This window comes from Streptomyces sp. Je 1-332 (genome assembly GCF_040730185.1).
Taxonomy (GTDB): Bacteria; Actinomycetota; Actinomycetes; order Streptomycetales; family Streptomycetaceae; genus Streptomyces.
The window spans coordinates 6,736,672-6,757,526 of sequence record NZ_CP160402.1 but is presented as its reverse complement, the minus strand read 5'-3'; the positions used below and the strand labels follow the sequence as shown (position 1 = coordinate 6,757,526).

Sequence of the window (20,855 nt, the reverse complement as noted above, 5' to 3'; positions counted from 1 at the left end):
CAGGACTTCAGACACGGGCGAGCTCCTTCGTGCCGAAGAGTCCGGCGGGCCGGATGAGGAGGATGACGGTCATCACGAGGTAGGGCGCGAGGTCGCCCAATCCCCTCCCCAGGAAGGTGAGTTCGCTCTGATAGCCGGTGGCGAGCGATTCGGTGACCCCGACCACGAGGCCCCCGACGAGCGCACCGGTGGTGGAGTCGAGGCCGCCGAGGATCGCGGCGGGGAACGCCTTCAGGGCGGCGAGCGAGGTGGCCCGTTCGAGCCCCGGGGTGGGGAAGACGGTGAGGAAGAGCGCCGCCACGGCGGCCAGGCCTCCCGCTACCGCCCAGGCGCCGAGCGAGACCCTGCCCAGGCGCACACCCATCAGGGCGGCGGTCTCCGGGCTCTCCGCGGCGGCGCGCATCGCCACGCCCCAGGAGGTGTAGCGGAAGGCGAGCAGGAAAACGGTGATGAGGAGCGCGGCGGCGACGAACGCGGCGATCCGCGTGTGGGCGATGGAGACCGAACCGATGGTGAGCACCGAGTCGCCCCAGGGGTCGCCGAGGGCGAGCACGTCGGTGCCGAGGCGGCGGGTGAGCTCGGTGGTGAGCAGGATGTCGACGCCGATCGTGACGATGGCCAGGACGCTGTGGTCCGCGCCCCGGTAGCGGCGCATGACGAGGAACTCGATGGCCGCGCCGACGACGGCGGCGCCCGCGATGCCGACGAGCAGCGCCGGCCAGAAGCCGATGTCGTCGTGGAGGGACGCGGTGACGTAGCCGCCGGCCAGGAGCAGTGAGGCGTGCGCGAAGTTCACGACCTCGGTGGCGCGGAAGATGACGACGAAGCCGAGGGCGATGAGGGCGTAGACGGACCCCATCGAGAGGCCGTTGAGGAGCAGCTCGACGAAGGTGTTCACGAGGTCGTCCCCTCTCCCAGGTAGGCCCGTACGACCGCCGGGTCGTTCTGTACGTCGGCCGGGGCGCCGTCGGCTATCCGGCGCCCGAAGTCCAGTACGGTCACCGCGTCCGCGAGCCGCATCACCACCCCCATGTCGTGTTCCACCAGGACGATCGAGATTCCGAGGCTGTCGCGGACGCCCGCGATGACGGCGGCGGTGCGTTGCCGTTCGTCCGCGGTCATGCCGGCGACGGGCTCGTCGAGCAGGAGCAGCCGGGGCTCCATGCACAGCGCGCGGGCCAGTTCGGCGAGTTTCTGCTGCCCGTACGGCAATACGCCCGCCGGGGCGTGCAGTTGGTGCTCGATGTCGACGAACGCCGCTATCTCCCGCACCCGTTCGCGGTGGGCACGCTCCTCGCGCGCCGCCGACGGAAGGCGAAGTCCCGCGGCGAGGAACCCCGTGCGGGTCAGCCGGTGGCGGCCGAGCATCAGGCTGTCGGCGACTGTCGCGCGCGGCGGCAGGGCCAGGTTCTGGAAGATCCGGGCGACGCCGAGGTCGGCGATGCGGTGCGGAGGCATCGTCGTCAGCTCGTGCTCACCGAAGCGGACGCTGCCGCCGGTGGCGCGGTACACCCCGGACAGGACGTTGAAGCAGGTGGACTTCCCCGCGCCGTTGGGCCCGATGATGGCGTGCACGGTGCCGGGCCGGACGGTGAAACTGACGGCGTCCAGCGCGGTGAGACCCGCGAAGCGCACGGTCAACTCCCGTACTTCCAGGGCGGGTACGTCCGGCTGGGGCGGTGTCGCTCCGGGCGCCGAGTGGTCGTCGGTCATCGTCGGCCCGCCCATCTCCGCAGCACCGGCAGCGCGCTGACGCCGCGCGAGGCGTCCGCCGCGGCGGCCTCGTCGACCACGCCGAGGTAGCGGCGGCGTACCTCGTCGGACGCGGACAGCTCGTCGGCGGGGCCCGCGAGTGCCACTTCGCCCACGTCCAGGACGTACGCCCGTGAGGCGAGGCGCAGGGCGAGCGCGGCGTTCTGCTCGACGAGGAGGACCGCGGTGCCCTGGGCGTTGATCTCCTGGATGGTGTCGGCGATGCGTGCCGCCATCAACGGGGCGAGCCCCAGGGAGGGTTCGTCCAGGAGCAGCAGCTTCGGTGAGGCCATCAGCGCCCTGGCCACCGCGAGCATCTGCTGTTCGCCACCGGAGAGGAGCCCGGCGCGCTGGCCCGCGCGCTCGGCGAGCACCGGGAAGAGTTCATGGACGCGCTCCAGGGCCCTGTCCTTCGCGCCCCGGCTCCCCGCGGAGCCGAGCGCGCCCGCCCGCAGGTTGTCGGCGACGGTCATGCGGGCGAACACCCGCCTGCCTTCGGGCACTTGGGACACCCCGGCGGCGACCACCCGGTCCGCGTGCAGAGTGTCGATGCGCCGTCCGCCGAAGTGGATGGAGCCGGTGGTGAGAGCCCCCCGGTGAAAGGCGAGGGTGCGTGAAATGGCGCGCAGGAGCGTCGACTTGCCCGCGCCGTTGCCGCCGAGCACGGCGACGACGGCGCCGTCCGGTACTTCGAGCGACACCTGGCGCAGTGCGCGTACCGGTCCGTATCCGACTGACGCGTCCTGTACGACCAGTCCGGAACCACCCACCTGGGACCCCCTGTCCTGTTGCTGCGTCCTGTTGCCGCGTTCTGTTGCCGCGTCCTGTTGCTGCCCTCCGCGTGGCGCTCAGCCCAGCACCGCCGCGCCCGCCCGTCCACGGCCTGTGTCCGAATCGCTGCGGGTGACCAGCGGGACCGGCCGCCCGTTGTGCACGGGCACAACACCCCGTGTCAGGGGCCTGCCAGGGGTGGCCGAGCGGTGGCATCCTCCGCAGCACGAAGGCACGGCGGGCGGCGGCGATGGGGGCACCATGAGCGGGCGCAGGCCACGGACGGGACACGACTGGAAGGTGCTGGAGGAGGCGTGCGCGGCGCTGAAGCCGCGCATCCCCGAGCTGGTGGACGAACATCTGCGGCAGCTCTTCGAGCACTCGCCGGTGTACGCGCGGGTGCTGCCGTACGACCAGCAGTGGCGGGAGGCGGAGGACGCGATGCGGATCGGCATCGAGACGATCTCGGCGCCGCGTGCGTCGCCGCGCCGCGATCTGGAGTACGCGGAGGAGGCGGGCCGCCGCCGGGCCCAGCAGGGCCTGCCGCTCGACCTGGTGGTCCACTCGTACCGCAACGCGGGCTACCTGGTCTGGGACTCGCTGCTCGAAGGCACCGTGGGGCAGGACCCGGAGAAGCTCGCGGTCCTGATGCGGTCGGCGACGATGGTGTGGTCGGCGGTGGACGCGCAGGCGGCGGCCGCGTCGGACGCGTACCGGGCGACGGAGATGGAGCTGCGGCGGCGCACCGACGAGCAGCTGCAGGCGCTGCTGGACGCGCTCCTGGAGGGCCAGTCGGCCCCCGGTCTGACCTCGCAGGTGGCCGCGGGGCTCGATCTGCCGGAGCGCGGGCCGTACGCGGTGGTGGTGCTGCGCGCCGAGCGGCGGGACGGGCGGGCCGCGTTCCACCGGCAGATCCAGCGGGCCGGGTTCCGCTTCGTCTGGCGGATGCGGACGGACCGGGAGGTGGGGGTGGTGGCCCTGGGGGCGGACGACGGCCTGGACGAGCTGGCCGCCGCGCTGGAGGGGCGGTGCCCCGGGCCGGGCGGCATCAGCCCGGTGGTGGCGGGACTGTCCGAGCTGGGCCACGCGCGACGCCTCGCCGAACTGGCCCTGCGTACGTGCCCACCGGACGCGACCGGGATCGTACGGCTCGACCAGCGGATGCCGACGGCTCTGGTGGTGAGCCAGCCGGAGCTGGCGGGGCGTCTGGTGTCGGACGTGTTCGGGGAGGTCCTGTCCCTGGAACCGGCGGACAGAGCGGTACTCCTGGAGACGCTGGACGCGTGGCTGCTGTGCGAGGGTTCGGCGGGGCGGGCCGCGGGGCGGCTGTATTGCCACCGCAACACGGTGTTCAACCGCCTCCGCCGCCTGGAACAACTGACGTCACGATCGCTGGCGCGCCCACGGGACCTGATGGAGATGACACTGGCCCTGGACGCGTACCGGCTGGCGCCGGGCTAGAACAGCCGCCTAGCCCTCGGCAGCGGGGCCCCGCCCATCACCGGCTACGCCGAGCTCGTCCTCAAACGCCGGACGGGCTGGATACCCCGGGCCCGTAAGGGGCGCGAGGAACGGCGCGACAAGTCCCCACCGACCCAAGGCGTACCAAGCCGACCTCAGGCCCCCAAGGGGCGCGGGGAACTGCGCGACCAGCCCCCGCCGGGCCGGACGTACGACACCACGCTCAGGCCCCGTAAGGGGCGCGGGGAACTGCGCAACCAGCCCCACCGACCCAAGGCGTACCAAGCCGACCTCAGGCCCCCAAGGGGCGCGGGGAACTGCGCGACCAGCCCCCGCCGGGCCGGACGTACGACACCACGCTCAGGCCCCGTAAGGGGCGCGGGGAACTGCGCGGCCAACCCCCACCGACCCGGACGTACGACACCACGCTCAGGCCCCGGAAGGGGCGCGCGGAACTGCGCGGCCGACCCCCACCGGCCCGCGGTGTACCCATCCAGCGTGGCCCCCGCCAAGGGGCGCGGGGAACTGCGCAACCAGCCCCACCGCCCCGAGGTGAAACCCCGCCCCCGCCTACCGCAGGAAATCCCGGGCGATCCCCTCCGCCACCGTCTCCAGAATCGGCCCCGCCTCAGCAATGCACCGCGCGACATCCGGCTCCACATCAGTGAGCGCGTACGCCCGCCGGATCCCCGCCTTGCCCAGCGCCTCCGCCGGAAGGGCCAGGCGACCGCAGACCGCGACGACCTCCACGCCCGCCTCGCGAGCCGCCGAAGCGACCCCCGCGGGAGCCTTGCCGTGGAGGGTCTGCTCGTCCAGCGAGCCCTCCCCGGTGATCACCAGCGACGCCCGCGCAAGCGCCGGCGCGAAGCCGAGGACGTCCAGCATGACCTCGATCCCGGGGCGGAAGCTCGCGCCGAGCCCGACCAGGGCCCCGTAGCCGATACCGCCCGCCGCCCCGGCCCCGGGCGACTGCGCGTGCTCCAGAGCGGAGGAGCCCACCGACTCGGAGAGCACCTGCGCGAAGTGCGCGAGGGCCGAGTCCAGCTCGGCGACGTCCTCCGGGCTCGCCCCCTTCTGCGGCCCGTACACCGCGGGAGCACCCTTCGGTCCCGTCAGCGGATTGTCCACGTCGCTGGCCAGGACCAGATCGACCGAGGCGAACCGCTGGTCGAGACCGGACAGGTCCGCCGTGGCCAGCGTGGCCAGCGGGCCGCCGCCCGGCGCCACCGGCGCCCCGGCCGCGTCCAGGAAGACCGCACCGAGCGCGGCCAGCATCCCGGCCCCGCCGTCCGTCGTCGCGCTGCCGCCAACCCCGAAGACGATGGTCCGCGCGCCCGCGTCCAGCGCGGCGCGCAGCAGCTCCCCGGAGCCGTACGTCGTGGACGTGAGCGGCGCGAAGACGCCCTCGGGCAGCAGCTGGAGGCCGGACGCCTCCGCCATCTCCACCACGGCGGTACCGTCCCGCAGCGCGAACGCCGCGGTGACCTCGTCGCCGAGCGGCCCCGTCACCCGCACCTCACGGCGCTCGAAACCGGCCGCGACCGCCGCGGCGACCGTGCCGTCGCCGCCGTCGGCCACCGGCAGGGCCTCCACCTCCACCTGCGGGGCGACACGGCGGAGCCCGGCCGTCACCCGCTCCGCGACCTGCACGGCCGTGAGTGAGCCCTTGAACTTGTCCGCGGCGATGAGCACATGCCCCGCCGTCCCAGCAGCGTCCGCCACCTTGCATCCCCTTGCTTTCCGGGCCTTGCTCGCGTCAAGGCAGTCGCGCCGCTGCGACCATAACCGGAGGAGGGGCCGCCTGCCCATGGCCGCCCGCATTTCGGAGGCATCCATTCCGCCCCGAAATGATCGTAAGGCGGCACAAAACGGTACAGCTCGATCGCAGAAATGATCGATCAGCGACTTCGTCCGAGCCGGCCCGGACGGAAACCGGACAAACGTCTCCCGCTCCGTGCCGAACCCGTCCCGGCGGACCGCGCATAACCCTCCCGGATTCGGTAAACCGGACACATGACCCCAGCGCATACGGAACTCGCCGGCCGCCTCCTCGCCGACCGCGTCCTCGGCGGCTGGCTAGGCCGGATCGCGGGCAACATGCTCGGCAAACCCATCGAGCGGGGCGACTACTGGACGCGTGAGCGCATCGAACGCTACCTCCGTCAGGCCGACGCACTGCCGCTCACCGACTACCTGCCCGAACCCCCTTCCTGGGTCGAGGAGTTCCAGCTGCGGCCCGAGTGGCAGCAGTGCGTACGCGGCAGGGTGCACGGCAGCTGCCGCGACGACGACGTCGACTACGCGATCCTCGGGCTGCACCTCCTGGAGACCCACGGGTTCACGTTCAGCACCGAACAGGTCGGCGAGCTGTGGCTGCTTCGCCTCCCCTACCTGCAGACGTTCACCGCGGAACGCGCCGCGTACCGGAATCTCGTGAACGGGCTCAAGCCGCCGCTCACCGCGACGTACGAGAATTCCTGCCAGGAGTGGATCGGCGCCCTCATCCGTGCCGACGTCTTCGGCTGGACGAACCCCGGCGCGCCGCGCCGCGCGGCCTCCCTCGCCCGCCGTGACGCCGTGCTCTCGCACACCGGCAACGGCGTCTACGCGGCGATGTGGGCGGCGGCGCTCATCGCCGCAGCCTTCACGTCCGCGACCCCGCGCGCCGCTCTCGACGTGGCGTTCGGCGTGATCCCGTCCAGCTGTCGGCTCGCCCGTACGGTGCGCCGGGTCGTCACGCTCCACGAGGCCGGGCTCAGCTGGGAGGAGACACTGGCCACCGCCGAGTCGGAGACCTCCGGGCTCGGCTGGATCCACGCGGTGCCGAACTCGGCCGTCCTGACCGCGGGACTCCTCTACGGCGAGGGCGACTTCACCCGGACCATCGCCCTGACAGTGCGCGGCGGCCTCGACACCGACTCGAACGGCGCGACCGCCGGGTCCTTCGCGGGGGTGCTGTGCGGCGCCAAGGCGATCCCCGCCCAGTGGCGCGACCCTCTCGACGACCGGGTACGCAGCGCGGTGTTCGGCTTCGACGGGGCTCGGATCAGCGACCTCGCGGCACGGACCGTGGAGCTGTCTACGCTTGGCACGTGACCATTCAGGACTACGCCACGTACATCGCCGGCCTCCCCCGCGTCATCGCCGGGGCCGCCGCGCTCTTCCGGGACTCCGAGGGGCGGTTGCTGCTCGTCGAGCCCAACTACCGCGAGGGATGGGCCCTGCCCGGCGGCACCATCGAGTCGGACGAGGGCGAGACACCCCGGCAGGGGGCACGCCGCGAGACCGCCGAGGAGATCGGCCTGGACGTCGAGCTGGGTGCGCTGCTCGCGGTGGACTGGGTGCAGGGCGCGGCCCGGCCACCGCTGGTCGCCTACCTCTACGACGGCGGGGTGCTCGGCGACGACCAGGTGAAGTCGATCAGGCTTCAGGAGGAGGAGCTGATCTCCTGGCGTCTGGTGGCCCGCGAGGACCTTGCGCGGTTCCTGCCCCACGAGCTGGGGCTGCGGGTGCGGGCCGGGCTCGATGCGCTGGACGCGGGGACGGGTCCGGTAGAGCTGGAGAACGGGCTGCGGGCCGGTTAGTTCCTTGCCGCGCCCTCGAAGGCGAGCAGGCGCTGCTTGCGGTCGAGTCCGCCGCCGTAGCCGGTCAGGGAGCCGCCCGCGCCGATCACCCGGTGGCAGGGGACGATGACCCCGATGGGGTTCTTGCCGTTGGCCAGGCCCACCGCGCGTGAGGCGTTGGGCTTGCCCAGCACTGCCGCGAGCTCGCCGTACGTACGGGTCTCGCCGTACGGGATGAGCTGAAGCTGCTGCCAGACGGTGCGCTGGAACGGCGTGCCGTCGAGGCGCATCGGCAGGTCGAACTGCGTCAACTCGCCCGCGAAGTACGCTTCCAGTTGGTCGATCGTCTCGGCGAACAGGCTCGCGTCGCGGTCGCCGAAGGTCTCTTCGGGTGGGCGGTGGCGCTGCTCCGTCATATAGAGACCGCTGAGGACGCCGTCGGTGGCGACGAGGGTCAGGGGGCCGTAGGGACTGTCGATGAGGGTGTGTCGGCGGGGGCTGTGGCGGTGGCGCTGGCGCTGGCTGTGCATGGGGCTTGTCCTCTCGGGCCGGCGCTCAGGCCGGGATGGCGTTGATGGGGTGGGTGTCGGTGGCCCACAGGTACTGGACCGCGTACGCGCGCCAGGGGCGCCAGGCCGCCGCCCGAGCGGTGAGCGCCGCCGGGGTGTGCGGCAGGCCGAGTTCCTGTGCCGCGCGGCGGATCCCGAGGTCGGTGGGCAGGAAGGCGTCGGGGTCGCCGAGTGCCCGCATGGCGATGACCTCGACCGTCCAGGGGCCGAAACCGGGCAGTTCGGTGAGCCGGGCGCGCGCCTCGTCCCAGCCGCTCTCCACGCCGAGCCGGAGTGATCCGTCGGCGAGATGGCGTACGAGCGTGGTCAGCGTGGCCCGGCGGCTGCGCGGCAGCGCGAGTGCCTCGGGGTCGAGCGCGGCGAGGGCTTCTGGCGCCGGGAAGAGGTGAGTGAGGCCGCCCTCGGGGTCGTCGATCGGCTCGCCGTGCGCGGTGACCAGACGGGCGGCGTGGGTACGGGCGGCGGCCGTGGAGACCTGCTGGCCAAGGACCGCGCGTACGGCGAACTCCGCCTCGTCGACCGTGCGCGGCACGCGGCGCCCCGGCGCCTTGGCCACCAGGGGTGCGAGCAGCGGGTCGGCGCTGAGCCTGCCGTCCACCGCGACGGGGTCAGCGTCCAGGTCGAGCATCCGGCGGCAACGGCTGATGGCGTGGGTGAGGTCGCGCAGGTCGGTGAGGCTGAGGCGGCAGGCGATGTGGTCCGGGGTGGGGGTGAGGGCGACGACTCCGTGGCCGTAGGGAAGACGGAGTGTGCGGCGGTACGCACCGTCGCGCCACTCCTCGACGCCGGGTACGGCGGTGGCGATGAGGTGGCCGAAGAGGTTGTCGGGGTTGAGCGGCGCGCGGAAAGGGAGGCGGAGCGAGATGGCGCCGGATGCCTGTGCGGCGCCCTTAGGAGCGCGGGCCCGCAGTTCGCCGGGGGCCAGGGCGAAGACTTCGCGGACGGTGTCGTTGAAGGTGCGGATCGAGGAGAAGCCCGCGGCGAAGGCGATGTCCGCCATGGGCAGGGGGGTTGTCTCGATGAGGAGGCGCGCGGTCTGGGCGCGCTGTGCCCTGGCCAGGGCGAGGGGGCCTGCGCCGAGTTCGGCGAGGAGCTGCCGTTCCACCTGGCGTGTGCTGTAGCCGAGGCGGGTGGCGAGGCCGGGGACGCCGTCCCGGTCGACGACTCCGTCCGCGATGAGGCGCATCGCGCGGGCCACGAGGTCGGCGCGCTGATTCCACTCGGGGGACCCCGGGCTGCTGTCGGGCCGACACCGCTTGCAGGCCCGGAACCCTTCCTGCTGGCAGGCTGCCGCGCTCGGGTAGAAGCTCATGTTCTCGGGCTTCGGGGGGACCACGGGGCAGCTGGGCCGGCAGTAGATCCGGGTGGTCAGCACCGCGGTGTAGAACCATCCGTCGAACCGCGCATCCTTCGACTGCACGGCCCGGACGCAGCGCTCGGCGTCGGTGTGCATCGAGGGGGGCCGGCTGATGCTGGTGGTCGCGGTGGTGGTCGCCATGCGTCAAGGATCGGGGATCGGGGGTGGGGGTGGCTGGCGAGAATCCGACATGGACGTCCGACGTCGGTGCCGGCCGCTCGGCTTGTTCGCCCAGGATCGGATGCGGGGTGAACGGGCGAGCGGCCGGCGGGAAGGCTCGTTCGTCCAGGATCGGACGCGGGGTGAACGGGCGGGTGGGCGGGAAGGCTCGTTCGTCCAGGATCGGACGCGGGGTGAACGGGCGGGTGGGCGGCGGGAAGGCTCGTTCGCCCAGGATCGGATGCAGGGGCCCAGGAAAACGACCCCCGCGGCCGCCCCAAGGCCCCTCACGCCACCCGAAGCCTCCGCCACACCGCCTTCGCCGCGTTGTGCCCCGACATACCGTGCACCCCGGGCCCCGGCGGCGTCGCGGACGAGCAGATGAAGACCGCCGGGTGCGCGGTCCCGTACGGGAAGAGGGAGATCTTGGGGCGGAGCAGCAGCTGGAGGCCGCTGGCCGCGCCGCAGGCGATGTCACCGCCGACGTAGTTGGCGTTACGGGCGGCGAGCGCGGCAGGACCCGCGGTGGCGCGGGCGAGGACGCGGTCACGGAAGCCGGGCGCGAAGCGTTCCAGCTGGCGCTCGATCGCGTCGGTGAGGTCGCCGTCCCAGCCGTTCGGCACATGACCGTACGCCCAGAAGACCTGCTTGCCCGCGGGCGCGCGGGACGGGTCGACGAGGCTGGGTTGCACGGTGATCAGGAACGGCGCGTCGGGCGCACGGTTCTCCCGGGACGCGGCGCGCAACGCGGCCCCGATCTCGGCGCTGCTGCCCCCCACCTGCACGGTGCCGGCCGACCGCGCCTCCTCCGCCGCCCACGGGACGGGCCCGTCGAGGGCGTAGTCGACCTTGAAGACGCTCGCGCCGTAGCGATAGCGCTCATAGCTGTGCCCGAGGCCCGCGATCCGGGCGAGGGCGGTGGGCGAGGTGTCGAAGACGTACGCGCGCGCCGGCGGCAGGTCGTCGAGCCGCTTGACCTCGTAGTCCGTGTGGACCGCGCCGCCGAGGTCCTTCAGATACGCGGTGAGCGCGTCCGAGATCGACTGGGAGCCGCCCCGGGCGACCGGCCAGCCGCGGGCGTGCGCGGCCAGCGCGAAGACCATGCCGACGGCGCCGGTGGCGATCCCGCCGAGCGGCGCGATGACGTGGGCGACGAGCCCGGAGAACAGGGCGCGGGCCCGGTCCTCGCCGAAGCGCCGCATCAGCCAGGTGGACGGCGGAAGTCCCGCGAGGCCGAAGCGCGCGAGGGTCACGGGGTCGCGCGGCAGCGCGGTCGACGGCAGCGCCATGAAGTCCCGCAGAAGGTCGTCCCACTTGCTGACGAAGGGGTCGACAAGTCGCCTGTACGCCCCGGCGTCGCGCGGCCCGAACGAGGCGGCGGTCTCGGCGACGGAGCGGGAGAGCACGGCGGCGCTGCCGTCCGTGAAAGGGTGCGCCATGGGCAGCCGCGGCTGGAGCCACTCGAGGCCGTACCGGTCGAGGGGCATGGTGCGGAACACGGGCGAGTTGATGCCCAGGGGGTGCGCGGCTGAACAGGGGTCGTGCCGGAACCCGGGAAGCGTCAGCTCCTCGGTCCTCGCCCCGCCGCCCACGGTGTCCCTGGCCTCGAACACGGCCACCGAGAGGCCGCGGCGGGCCAGCTCGACGGCAGCGGTCAGACCGTTCGGTCCCGCCCCCACGATGACGGCGTCAAGCATCGACGGCACCTTCGGACTCCTTTGTCAGCCGATGGCCTTCGCCGCCCAGGATAGGCCCCGCGGATCAGAGCGCGGCCGACAGCAACTCCACCACCCTGTCGACGGTGGCGGCGTCCCGGCCGGCCGTGAACGGCAGCGCGTTGCCGCCCTCGATCCGGAAGGGCTCACCGGCGACGGTCAGATTGCTGCCGCCGGCCTCGGCCACGAGCAGCAGACCCGCCGCGTGGTCCCAGGCGAGCTCCCAGGAGAAGGCGACCGCGTCCAACTCTCCCTTGGCGATGGCGAGATACTCCAGCCCCGCCGAACCGCACGGCCGCGGCGCGACACCCTGCACGCGCAGGCCGAGCAACGCGTGCTTCTGCTCGGACGTGGTGAAGTCCGGGTGCGAGGTCGCCACCTCCAGGACCTCCCCCGGCGAACCGGCCACCAGCCGCTCTCCGTCGAGCCAGGCGCCCTTGCCGCGCACGGCGACCGCCATCTCGTCGAGCGCCGGGGCGTAGGTCCAGGAGGCGAGCACCTCGCCGCGCCATGCCAGGGCGATCAGCATGCAGAATCCGGGGTCGCCGTGCACGAACTGGCGTGTGCCGTCGACGGGGTCGACGATCCACACCGCCGCATCGGTGCGTATCGCCTCGTACAGGGAGGGGTCCGCGTGCACCGCTTCTTCTCCCACGACCACGGAGCCCGGGAGCAGCGTGGTGAGCGCGGCCGTCAGCTGCTCCTCGGCGAGGCGGTCGGCCACCGTCACGAGGTCGTGCGGCCCGCTCTTCTGGACGACATCGTCCTCGGCGAGCTGTCGGAACCGCGGCATGACCTCGGCCGCGGCGGCCTTGCGGAGGGCTTCTTCGACGTCGGGAACGCCACGTACAAGAAAGTCTTCGATCGCTTCGATCATGCATCCATGAGAGCACGCCGGACTGACAATCCGTGCGGCCCGGGGGAACGGCTCATGGATTCGAGATGAATCCCACGTGACCCGGCCCCCGCGCACCGTCCTGGTCGCATCACCTGCACGAACAGCCCCTCGGGCAACCCTGCGGGCGCCCTCTCGCGCGCCCCCTGGGGCAGTCACTCGGGGAGGTGCCGTGCCCCCGTAACAGACATATGGTGCATTCAATGGTGTAACACCCGCAGGTGTCGAAAGGGTCACTCCATGCACCCCTCCCTGAACCCGGCCACACTGGCCGGGCTGCGCCGGCCCCGCCCCTATCCCGCCGTCTCGGTCCTGCTGCCGACGCACCGCAGGGAGCCGGACAACGCCCAGGATCCCGTGCGGCTGCGCAATCTCGTCGCCGAGGCCAAGGAGCACCTGAAATCGGACCCGGCGGTGGCCAGGGAGCAGCGGATCGAGGTGGCCGCGCAGCTCGACCGGGCGGTGGCGGAGATCGACCTGGTGCACGCCGAGGACGGGCTCGCCGTCTTCGCCGCTCCCGGGGAGCACCAGGTGTGGTCACTCGGCAGGACGGTGCCGTCCCGCGTGGTGTTCTCGGACACCTTCCTGACACGCAACGTCGTCGCGGCTCAGGCCGCCGAGCGCCCGTACTGGGTCCTCGCCCTCTCCGCCGACCGCGTCTCGCTGTGGAGCGGCACCCCGGAGCGCGTCGTCGAGCACACGGCGGACGGCTTCCCGCTGACCCGCAGCCTCGACGACCCCGACGCCGAGCGCAAGGAGCGGATCGGCGACCTGCCGAGCACCTTCCGCGACGAGCACACCCGCAAGTTCCTGCGCGACGCGGACCACGCCGCGGCCCGCGTCCTGCACTCCCATCCGCGCCCCCTGTTCGTGGCCGGGGAGGCCCACGCGCTCTCCCTCATCGACGACGTCGGCACGGTCGCCAAGGAGGCCACGCGGGTACCGCACGGCGGCCTCGCGCACGGCCCCGCGGACGCGGTGTGGCAGGCGGCGCGCCCCTTCCTCGCCACCCGGGAGAAGGACGAGATCGACTCCGTCGTACGCGAGTTGGAGCTGGCGCAGGGGCGGCGCCATTACGCCGCAGGGCTCGACGAGGTCTGGCAGAACGTGACGACGGACCGGGTCCGTCTCCTCGTCGTGGAGGACAGCTACCAAGCGACCGTGCGCGACGAGGGCGGGCATCTCGTCCCGGCGGACGGTGACGATTTCGACGCGGTGGACGACGTCGTGGACGACATCGTGGAGCGGGCCCTGGACACCGGCGCGCAGGTCCGCTTCGTACCCGAAGGCACGCTCGCCGACCGGGGCCGGATCGCCTGCGCGCTGCGGTACTGACACCCCCGTACGCACAGGCAGCGAACACCGGCAGCGAGTGCAGGCAACGAACACAGGCAGCGAGTACCAGGAGCAGGGAAAGGACCGCACCGAATGAACCCCATGCCGCTCAGCGGCAAGCGGCGCCGCGAAGACCGCGGACGCCGCAGGCCCGCGGTCTCCGCCGCCCTCACCCTCGCCGCCACGGTGACGGCCGCCGCCGCCCTCGTCTCGTGCGGCTCCGACAGCGACGAGCCCTCCTCCGCCAACAGCAGGACGGTCAGCGACCGGCCGACCGCCCCCGACTCCTCGTCGTTCTCGGAGAAGACCGCGTCACCGCTCAAGTCACAGGCGTCCGAGGCCGCCGAGTCCGCCCGCGCGTCCGCCTCCGAGGCGGAGGCCTCCGCCTCGGAGCGCGCTGACGAGTTCGAGGCGTCCGTGTCCGCCGACACGGAACGGGCCAACCAGGCAGCCGAGTCCGCCCTGAAGGGTGTCGACGGGCGCGGCAACGCGATGCCGGACGTCTCCATGACGGGCAAGCCGCGCTCCGAGACCGGCGGAGTGCTCGCCTCCGTGGTGACCTTCACCAACAGGACGGACAAAACGGCCGACTTCGCCGTGCAGGTCGACTTCGTCGACGCCTCGGGCAAGGTCGTGGAGACCCGCTACGTCGGCACGCAGAACCTCGAACCGGGCAAGCGGGCCCAGCGCTACGCCATCAGCCACGAGCCCCCGGAACCGAAGCTCTCCGCGAAGCTGGTCAAGGCCCAGCGGTACTGAACCCCCGTACCGGCAAGGCCGCTTCAGAAGTCAGCCACCTCAGAACTCCACGGCGTCGCGTACGAGCGGGCACGTCATGCAGTGTCCGCCGCCGCGACCGCGCCCGAGTTCGGCGCCGACGATGGTGATGACCTCGACCCCCGCCTTGCGCAGCAACGTGTTGGTCTGGGTGTTGCGGTCGTAGGTGAAGACCACACCCGGCTCCAGGGCGACGGCGTTGTTGCCGCTGTCCCACTGCTGGCGCTCCGAGGCGTAGACGTCCCCGCCGGTCTCGATGACGCGCAGCTCGGGCAGTCCGAGCGACTTGGCGACGACGTCGACGAACGCGCGTGAGCCCTCGTCCGTGATGTCGACGCCCGCGGCCTTGTCGCTGGGGCGCAGCGTGAACGAGTGCACGTCGTCCATGATCTTCGGGTAGAGCGTGACGATGTCGCGGTCGGCGAAGGTGAAGACGGTGTCGAGGTGCATCGCGGACCGCAGCTTGGGCATGCCGGCGACGACGACCTGCTCGGCCGCGCCGTTCTCGAACAGCGCCGAGGCAACCTGGGTGATGGCCTGCCGCGAGGTGCGCTCGCTCATGCCCATCAGGACGACGCCGTTGCCGACCGGCATGATGTCACCGCCCTCGAACGTCGCCTGGCCCCAGTCGAGTTCGGGGTCGCCCCACCACACCGTGGCACCGGTGAAGTCGGGGTGGAAGCGGTAGATCGCCTTCATCAGGAGCGTCTCGTCGTGCCGGGCCGGCCAGTACAGCGGGTTGAGCGTGACGCCTCCGTACAGCCAGCACGTCGTGTCGCGGGTGTAGAGGGTGTTCGGCAGAGGCGGCATCAGGTACTCGCTCACGCCGGTGGATTCGCGCACCAGCGCGAGATATCCGGAGCGGAACTCGTCGGGGAGATCCGCGGTGGCGAGGCCCCCGATGAGGTACTCGGTGAGCTGCCGGGGCTCCAGCGTCTCCAGGAAGGCGCGCGTGCCGTCGATGAGCCCGGGGCCGACCTCGTTCGCGGTGATCTTCCGGTCGAGGAGCCAGGTCCTCGCCTCGGGGAGCGCCATGGTCTCGGCGAGCAGGTCGTGCAGTTCGACGACCTCGACGCCGCGCTGCTGCAGCTTGATGACGAAGTCGGCGTGGTCGCGCTGGGCGTTCTCCACCCACATGACGTCGTCGAAGAGCAGGTCGCCGGAGTTGGTGGGGGTCAGCCTGCGGTGCGCGAGGCCGGGCGCGCAGACCAGGACCTTGCGCAGCCTGCCGACCTCGGAGTGGACACCGAACGTCGGTGCGGCGGGGTTGTCGTGGCTGGTCACGCTGGTCACGGTGCGCCTTTCGGTCGATGGCAACTGGGGTCAGGGGCCGGTCAGAGTTCGATCCAGCCCGCCGCGAGGGCGATCACGCCCACCACGGCGCCGGCGATCGAGACGGCGCAGATGACGGCCTCGCGAGGGGAGAACAGGCGCCGGTTCTGTTCCCGCCGGGCCTTGATGAAGAGGAGGGTCGCGGGGGCGTAGAGGATGAAGGAGACCAGGACGAACTTGAGCCCGGCGGCGTAGAGCAGGAACGCCGTGTAGAGCGTGGCGATCTCCGCGATCACCAGTTCCTTGCGGGTGCTGTGCCCGGCGACGTCCTCACTCCCGTGCCCGAGGCCGATCCTGACGGCGAAGCCGGCCGCGAGCAGGAACGGGATCAGGCTCAGCGCACTGGTCAGGTCGAGCGCGAAGTTGAACGCGTCGTCGGAGAACATCGTGACGACCAGGACCACCTGGCTCAGCGCGGTGGTCATGAGGAGCGCGGGGACGGGCACGTCCTCGGAGGTGGCCTTCCGCAGGAAGCGGGGCATGTCGTCGTCCTTGGCGGCGACGAAGAGCACTTCCGCGGCCATGAGCGTCCATGCGAGGTAGGCGCCGAGCACGGAGACGATGAGTCCGACGCTGACGAAGACCTTGCCCCAGGTGCCGACGGCCTCCTCCAGGACACCCGCCATGGACGGCTGGCGCAGCTCGGCGATCTCCGCCATCGGCATGATCCCGTACGACACGATGGTGACGGAGGCGAAGACGGCGAAGACGCTGAGGAAGCCCAGGATCGTGGCCCGGCCGACGTCCTCGCGGCGCTTGGCGTGCCGGGAGTAGACGCTCGCGCCCTCGACGCCGAGGAAGACGAAGACGGTGGCCAGCATGGTGCCGCGCACCTGGTTGAAGAGCGATCCCGCGTAGTCGGCGCCGCCGAAGTTGTCCGCGAACACGGACGGTTTGAAGAGGAACAGCGCCAGGATCACGAAGACGAGGATGGGCACGATCTTGGCGACAGTGACGATCCTGTTGATCGCCGCCGCTTCCTTGACCCCGCGCCGGATCAGCAGGAAGAACGCCCACAGGCCGATCGAGGACAGGACGACGGCGAGCAGGGTGTCGCCGTCGCCGAGGGCCGGCCAGATGGCGCCGACGGTCGACATGATGAGCACCCAGTAGGTGACGTTGCCGACGCACGCGCTGGCCCAGTACCCGAAGGCGGAGAAGAAGCCGAGGTACTCGCCGAACCCGGCCTTCGCGTAGGCGTAGACACCGGCGTCCAGGTCCGGTCTGCGGACGGCGAGGGCCTGGAAGACGAACGCGAGCATCAGCATGCCCGTACCGGCGATGGCCCAGGCGATCAGCGCGCCCGCGACTCCGGTCTCCTGGGCGAACCGCCTGGGCAGCGAGAAGACCCCGGCGCCGACCATCGAGCCGACGACCATCATCGTCAGCGTCGTGAGGGTCAGCTTGACGGCCGGTGACGCGCCCTCGGTGGCTCGGTCGCTCGTCTCGGCGTGGCTCATGGATTCCTCGTCGGCTGCGGGAATCTATCCCTGGTGGGTCGAGTTGTCCTGTTATGAAATCGCAGGCTGACGGTGTTCGCGATTCAGGCAGGCCCGGAGGAAGCACAGTGCACGGTGAGTACAAGGTCCCCGGCGGCAAGCTCGTCGTGGTGGACCTGGAGGTCGAGGACGGGGCGCTGCGGCACGTGCGCGTGGCGGGGGACTTCTTCCTGGAACCCGACGAGGCCTTCGACGCCCTCAGCCACGCCCTGGAGGGCGCCCCCGCCGACACCGACGCGGCGGGCCTCGCCGCCCGCATCGACGCGGCGCTCCCCGAGGGCACGGTGATGTACGGGCTCACGTCGGAGGGCGTGGGCGTCGCGGTGCGCCGCGCCCTCGCGCACGCCACGGACTGGACCGACTACGACTGGCAGCTCATCCACGAAGCCCCGCAGTCCCCCGCCCTGCTGATGGCGCTGGACGAGGTGCTCACCGAGGAGGTCGCCGCCGGGCGCCGTCCGCCGACGCTGCGGGTGTGGGAGTGGGAGTCGCCAGCCATCGTCATCGGCAGCTTCCAGTCGCTGCGCAACGAAGTGGACCCGGCGGGCACCGAACGGCACGGCGTCGAGGTGGTGCGCCGGATCAGCGGCGGGGGCGCCATGTTCTGCGAGCCGGGCAACACCATCACGTACTCGCTCTCGGTCCCCGACTCCCTCGTGCAGGGCCTGTCCTTCGCCGACAGCTACGCCTATCTGGACGACTGGGTGCTCGAGGCTCTCGGCGACATGGGCATCAAGGCGTGGTACCAACCGCTCAACGACATCGCCACCGACGCGGGGAAGGTGGCGGGCGCCGCGCAGAAGCGCCTCGCGGGCGGGGACGGCGCCGTGCTGCACCACGTGATGATGTCGTACGACATCGACGCGGAGAAGATGGTCGAGGTGCTCCGCATCGGCCGCGAGAAGCTCTCGGACAAGGGCACGAGGAGCGCGAAGAAGCGCGTGGACCCGCTGCGCCGCCAGACGGGCCTCCCGCGCGAGGCCGTGATCGAGCGAATGCTCGACTCCTTCCGCACGCGGTACGGCCTGACTCCGGGCAAGGCCACGGACGAGGAGATGGCCAGGGCGCGCGAGCTCGCCCGGACGAAGTTCAGCTCGCCGGAGTGGACGGCGCGGGTGCCGTAGGCCTGGACGGGTCGGCGTCGTCCGCCGGACTCCGCTGCCAGGCGGTCGTGCCGATGCGGCCGGTGTTGCCGAGGTCGATGCCGCCCTCGGGGGTCACGGTGCCGGGGCGGGTGCCCGGGGCCGGGGTGACCTCCAGATAGGTGCCGCTGACGGCGGTGGTCGTCGTGTCGGTGACGGTGTTGCGCCAGACGAGCACGGTGTGCGCCTCCTCGCCCCGCTTGAGCGAGACGGGGTGCGGCCCGGGGTCGTCCATCGTGGTGACGGGCTCGGGCCCTTCGAGGATCTGTACGTCGAGGGGTTCGCGGCGCTCGTCGAGAACCCGCAGCTTCGGATAGCCCTTCAGGCGGTAGACGCCCTTGCCGCAGTTGGTCACGGTCACCCGCATCGCGCGCAGCCCCATGGCGGCCTCGACCATGCCCGGCTCGACACGGACACCGGACGCCGGGCACGAGGACGAGGGCACGTCGGGCAGCTCCGGCGGCCCGCTCTGAACGGGAATCCCCGTCGGCGCACCAGATCCGGGCGGCACGGACACCCCACCCCCCACGGCGGACCGCGCCCCCTCCCCGGTGGCAGCCTCCGTCGCGGTACGCCCGGGATCCCGCTCCCGCTCCAACTCCGCCGAGAGCCCACAGCCGGAGGCGAGCAGCACCACGGCCGAGAGGACGGCGACGTGCCTGATCGGAAGGGCTCTGGATGGTAGGGCGCGGAGCGGTAGGACTCTGAACGGTAGGACTCTGAAAGGCAGGACGGTCACGCGGAGATCATGCCATGGCCAGAGATTTCCCCTTTCTGGCCCGGCTCCGCCCGCCGCCCCCTCAGCCCGCCATCCAAGGCCGCAGCTTCTCCGGGTTCCGTACCGCCCAGAAGTGCGTGATCCGGTCGCCCGTGATGTGGAAGGCGAGGACCGCCGTGGTGGTTCCGTCCTGCTGGATCACCAGGCCTGGCTGGCCGTTGACCGTGCGCTCCAGGAGGGTCTGGTCGGGCGCCCTGCCCGCGATGGCGACCACGTAGGCCGCGATCTCCGCGCTTCCCGAGATGGGGTGGGGCGCGGCGTTGACCAGGCCGCCGCCGTTGGCGAGAGCCGTGGCGTCGGGGTCGAGCAGGCCGATGAGCGCGGCGATGTCCTGGGTTTCCCAGGCGTGCTTGAAGTCCCTGACGACGGCGGCGCGGCGGGCCGCCGTCGTCGTCGGAGCCGCGGGGGCGTCCGAGGCGCGCATGCGGCGGCGTGCCGAAGAGGCCAGCTGGCGGCAGGCCGCCGGGCTCCGGCCGACGACCTCGGCCACTTCGGCGAAGGAGTAGCGGAAGACGTCGTGCAGGATGAACGCGACGCGTTCAGCCGGGGTCATCGATTCGAGCACGACGAGGAAGGCCATGTTGACCGACTCGTCGAGCGTGACACGGTCGGCAGGGTCGGCGTTCGCGCCGCCCGGCCGCCCGCCGGCCCACTCCGTGCGGTCGGGCAGCGGCTCCGGGATCCATTCACCCACGTAGCTCTCGCGCCGGGCACGCGCCGAGCGGAGCTGGTCGAGACAGATGCGCCCCGCGACCTTCGTCAGCCAGCCCCCGGGGGATTCGACGGCCTCCCGCTGCTGCGGGGTCATGGCGTACCAGCGGACGTAGGCCTCCTGTACGACGTCCTCGGCGTCGGCCAGCGAGCCGAGGAGCCGGTACGCGAGATTGATCAGCTGGCGCCGCTCACTCATGACCGTGCTCAGGCTCGGGTCATGCCGTCCGTCTCCGGGCTTGAACTGGGTCCTCATGGTGTCGCCGCTCCCTGTGCCGAATGTGCCGTCCCCCGTACGACGAGACAGCCCCGCGGAATGTGACGTCGGGCCCTCGCCTCACATTCCGCGGGGCTGTCTCGTCGGTGCTGCTGGGACGACACGATCCCGCGAACGGCCGGTTCATCCGGGGGATGGACCGGCCCAACAGGCAAGGGAGAGCACCATGCAGACCCGTCTCGACTTCCTCACCAATCCGGTCTCGGCCCAGGCCGTCAAGCACCTGACCGCCGCGGGCAAGGCGCTCGCGGGCTCGACGCTGCCGGCCGCGGCGCGCGAACTGGCCATGCTCCGCGCCAGTCAGATCAACGGCTGCGGCTTCTGTGTCGACATCCACACCAAGGAGGCCCTGCACGCCGGGGAGAGCGCGGTGCGCCTGAGCCTGGTCGCGGCCTGGCGTGAGGCCACGGTGTTCACCGACGCCGAGCGCGCCGCCCTGGAACTCGCTGAGCAGGGCACCCGCATCGCGGACGCGGCCGGGGGTGTCACCGACGAGGCGTGGGCGGACGCCGCCAAGCACTACGACGAGGACCAGCTCGCCGCGTTGGTGTCGGGCATCTCCATCATCAACGCCTTCAACCGCCTGAACGTCTTCACCCAGCGGCCCGCCGGCGACTACAAGGGTCGGCCAGCTCGGCTAGCGGGCCAGTTGGCGGTCCGGGCGACTGGCCGGGTCACCTGATCGGCCACTCCACCTGACCGGTTGCCCGAACCGCCACCCCCCCTTCCCACCCCCATCAAGACTTCCCACCCCCTTGAGGA

At 71.9% G+C, this 20,855-nt stretch carries 19 protein-coding genes; 7 read left to right on the top strand and 12 right to left on the bottom strand.

The features are described 5' to 3' along the window. Window positions 1-7: 7 nt before the first annotated feature. From ABXJ52_RS30500 to ABXJ52_RS30490, 3 genes are read right to left on the bottom strand one after another with little or no spacing between them, the layout of a single operon-like run. The gene (locus ABXJ52_RS30500; RefSeq protein WP_367046327.1) at window positions 8-898 is read right to left on the bottom strand and encodes a branched-chain amino acid ABC transporter permease; all 891 of its coding nucleotides are present in this window, start codon (window positions 896-898) and stop codon (window positions 8-10) included. Then, entirely contained in the window at window positions 895-1,713 is an 819-nt protein-coding gene (locus ABXJ52_RS30495; RefSeq protein WP_367046325.1) for an ABC transporter ATP-binding protein, read from the bottom strand. The genes ABXJ52_RS30500 and ABXJ52_RS30495 overlap by 4 nt, the downstream gene beginning before the upstream one ends. Then, entirely contained in the window at window positions 1,710-2,522 is an 813-nt protein-coding gene (locus ABXJ52_RS30490; protein ID WP_367046324.1) for an ABC transporter ATP-binding protein, read from the bottom strand. The genes ABXJ52_RS30495 and ABXJ52_RS30490 overlap by 4 nt, the downstream gene beginning before the upstream one ends. A gap of 262 nt (window positions 2,523-2,784) precedes the next feature. On the opposite strand from ABXJ52_RS30490, the gene ABXJ52_RS30485 reads away from it, so the two are divergent. Beyond that, the gene (locus tag ABXJ52_RS30485) at window positions 2,785-3,984 is read left to right on the top strand and encodes a helix-turn-helix domain-containing protein (protein WP_367046321.1); all 1,200 of its coding nucleotides are present in this window, start codon (window positions 2,785-2,787) and stop codon (window positions 3,982-3,984) included. A gap of 570 nt (window positions 3,985-4,554) precedes the next feature. On the opposite strand, the gene ABXJ52_RS30480 is transcribed toward ABXJ52_RS30485, so the two are convergent. After that, window positions 4,555-5,676 carry a glycerate kinase gene (locus ABXJ52_RS30480; protein ID WP_367049387.1) on the bottom strand — a complete coding sequence of 374 codons (1,122 nt, stop codon included), beginning with the start codon at window positions 5,674-5,676 and terminating at the stop codon, window positions 4,555-4,557. A 321-nt stretch (window positions 5,677-5,997) separates the two neighbouring features. On the opposite strand from ABXJ52_RS30480, the gene ABXJ52_RS30475 reads away from it, so the two are divergent. Further along, on the top strand, window positions 5,998-7,080 hold the full coding sequence (locus tag ABXJ52_RS30475) for an ADP-ribosylglycohydrolase family protein (RefSeq protein ID WP_367046318.1): 1,083 nt from the start codon (window positions 5,998-6,000) through the stop codon (window positions 7,078-7,080). Continuing rightward, on the top strand, window positions 7,077-7,568 hold the full coding sequence (locus ABXJ52_RS30470; RefSeq protein ID WP_367046315.1) for an NUDIX hydrolase: 492 nt from the start codon (window positions 7,077-7,079) through the stop codon (window positions 7,566-7,568). The genes ABXJ52_RS30475 and ABXJ52_RS30470 overlap by 4 nt, the downstream gene beginning before the upstream one ends. On the opposite strand, the gene ABXJ52_RS30465 is transcribed toward ABXJ52_RS30470, so the two are convergent. The 4 genes from ABXJ52_RS30465 to ABXJ52_RS30450 all read right to left on the bottom strand — a co-directional run bounded on the left by ABXJ52_RS30465 (window position 7,565) and on the right by ABXJ52_RS30450 (window position 12,224). Next, window positions 7,565-8,077, bottom strand: coding sequence for a methylated-DNA--[protein]-cysteine S-methyltransferase (locus ABXJ52_RS30465; protein WP_367046313.1), 513 nt, complete (start codon window positions 8,075-8,077; stop codon window positions 7,565-7,567). The two genes, ABXJ52_RS30470 and ABXJ52_RS30465, sit on opposite strands and share 4 nt — an antisense overlap. A gap of 25 nt (window positions 8,078-8,102) precedes the next feature. Next, a complete protein-coding gene (locus tag ABXJ52_RS30460; RefSeq protein WP_367049385.1) occupies window positions 8,103-9,569 on the bottom strand; it encodes an AlkA N-terminal domain-containing protein in 1,467 nt (488 codons plus the stop codon). Window positions 9,570-9,919: 350 nt separating this feature from the next. Further along, the gene (locus ABXJ52_RS30455) at window positions 9,920-11,329 is read right to left on the bottom strand and encodes an NAD(P)/FAD-dependent oxidoreductase (RefSeq protein ID WP_367046310.1); all 1,410 of its coding nucleotides are present in this window, start codon (window positions 11,327-11,329) and stop codon (window positions 9,920-9,922) included. A 64-nt stretch (window positions 11,330-11,393) separates the two neighbouring features. After that, window positions 11,394-12,224, bottom strand: a complete 831-nt coding sequence (locus tag ABXJ52_RS30450) for an inositol monophosphatase family protein (protein WP_367046307.1) — start codon at window positions 12,222-12,224, stop codon at window positions 11,394-11,396. 258 nt (window positions 12,225-12,482) lie between these two features. On the opposite strand from ABXJ52_RS30450, the gene ABXJ52_RS30445 reads away from it, so the two are divergent. Then, entirely contained in the window at window positions 12,483-13,577 is a 1,095-nt protein-coding gene (locus ABXJ52_RS30445; protein WP_367046305.1) for a chemotaxis protein, read from the top strand. 93 nt (window positions 13,578-13,670) lie between these two features. Beyond that, entirely contained in the window at window positions 13,671-14,336 is a 666-nt protein-coding gene (locus ABXJ52_RS30440; protein ID WP_367046302.1) for an FxLYD domain-containing protein, read from the top strand. 39 nt (window positions 14,337-14,375) lie between these two features. Here ABXJ52_RS30440 and ABXJ52_RS30435 read toward each other — a convergent pair whose 3' ends face one another. Then, the gene (locus ABXJ52_RS30435) at window positions 14,376-15,638 is read right to left on the bottom strand and encodes an arginine deiminase (RefSeq protein ID WP_367046300.1); all 1,263 of its coding nucleotides are present in this window, start codon (window positions 15,636-15,638) and stop codon (window positions 14,376-14,378) included. A 50-nt stretch (window positions 15,639-15,688) separates the two neighbouring features. Next, entirely contained in the window at window positions 15,689-17,146 is a 1,458-nt protein-coding gene (locus tag ABXJ52_RS30430; protein WP_367046297.1) for a basic amino acid/polyamine antiporter, read from the bottom strand. A 107-nt stretch (window positions 17,147-17,253) separates the two neighbouring features. Here ABXJ52_RS30430 and ABXJ52_RS30425 point away from each other — a divergent pair, with 107 nt between their 5' ends. Then, window positions 17,254-18,309 carry a biotin/lipoate A/B protein ligase family protein gene (locus ABXJ52_RS30425; protein ID WP_367046295.1) on the top strand — a complete coding sequence of 352 codons (1,056 nt, stop codon included), beginning with the start codon at window positions 17,254-17,256 and terminating at the stop codon, window positions 18,307-18,309. Here the strand turns inward: ABXJ52_RS30425 and ABXJ52_RS30420 are convergent. Further along, the gene (locus tag ABXJ52_RS30420; protein ID WP_367046294.1) at window positions 18,275-18,772 is read right to left on the bottom strand and encodes a DUF4232 domain-containing protein; all 498 of its coding nucleotides are present in this window, start codon (window positions 18,770-18,772) and stop codon (window positions 18,275-18,277) included. The two genes, ABXJ52_RS30425 and ABXJ52_RS30420, sit on opposite strands and share 35 nt — an antisense overlap. 355 nt (window positions 18,773-19,127) lie before the next feature. Next, window positions 19,128-20,072, bottom strand: coding sequence for an RNA polymerase sigma factor SigJ (gene sigJ, locus ABXJ52_RS30415; protein WP_367046292.1), 945 nt, complete (start codon window positions 20,070-20,072; stop codon window positions 19,128-19,130). Window positions 20,073-20,259: 187 nt separating this feature from the next. On the opposite strand from sigJ, the gene ABXJ52_RS30410 reads away from it, so the two are divergent. Then, a complete protein-coding gene (locus tag ABXJ52_RS30410; protein ID WP_367046290.1) occupies window positions 20,260-20,775 on the top strand; it encodes a carboxymuconolactone decarboxylase family protein in 516 nt (171 codons plus the stop codon). Window positions 20,776-20,855: the final 80 nt, after the last annotated feature.

Coding starts and splice junctions, on each gene's coding strand:
- ABXJ52_RS30485 (WP_367046321.1), top strand. CDS start 2,785: ATGAGCGGGCGCAGGCCACGGACGGGACACGACTGGAAGGTGCTGGAG.
- ABXJ52_RS30450 (WP_367046307.1), bottom strand. CDS start 12,224: ATGATCGAAGCGATCGAAGACTTTCTTGTACGTGGCGTTCCCGACGTC.
- ABXJ52_RS30495 (WP_367046325.1), bottom strand. CDS start 1,713: ATGACCGACGACCACTCGGCGCCCGGAGCGACACCGCCCCAGCCGGAC.
- ABXJ52_RS30440 (WP_367046302.1), top strand. CDS start 13,671: ATGAACCCCATGCCGCTCAGCGGCAAGCGGCGCCGCGAAGACCGCGGA.
- ABXJ52_RS30460 (WP_367049385.1), bottom strand. CDS start 9,569: ATGCACACCGACGCCGAGCGCTGCGTCCGGGCCGTGCAGTCGAAGGAT.
- ABXJ52_RS30475 (WP_367046318.1), top strand. CDS start 5,998: ATGACCCCAGCGCATACGGAACTCGCCGGCCGCCTCCTCGCCGACCGC.
- ABXJ52_RS30465 (WP_367046313.1), bottom strand. CDS start 8,077: ATGCACAGCCAGCGCCAGCGCCACCGCCACAGCCCCCGCCGACACACC.
- sigJ (WP_367046292.1), bottom strand. CDS start 20,072: ATGAGGACCCAGTTCAAGCCCGGAGACGGACGGCATGACCCGAGCCTG.
- ABXJ52_RS30455 (WP_367046310.1), bottom strand. CDS start 11,329: ATGCTTGACGCCGTCATCGTGGGGGCGGGACCGAACGGTCTGACCGCT.
- ABXJ52_RS30430 (WP_367046297.1), bottom strand. CDS start 17,146: ATGAGCCACGCCGAGACGAGCGACCGAGCCACCGAGGGCGCGTCACCG.
- ABXJ52_RS30410 (WP_367046290.1), top strand. CDS start 20,260: ATGCAGACCCGTCTCGACTTCCTCACCAATCCGGTCTCGGCCCAGGCC.
- ABXJ52_RS30445 (WP_367046305.1), top strand. CDS start 12,483: ATGCACCCCTCCCTGAACCCGGCCACACTGGCCGGGCTGCGCCGGCCC.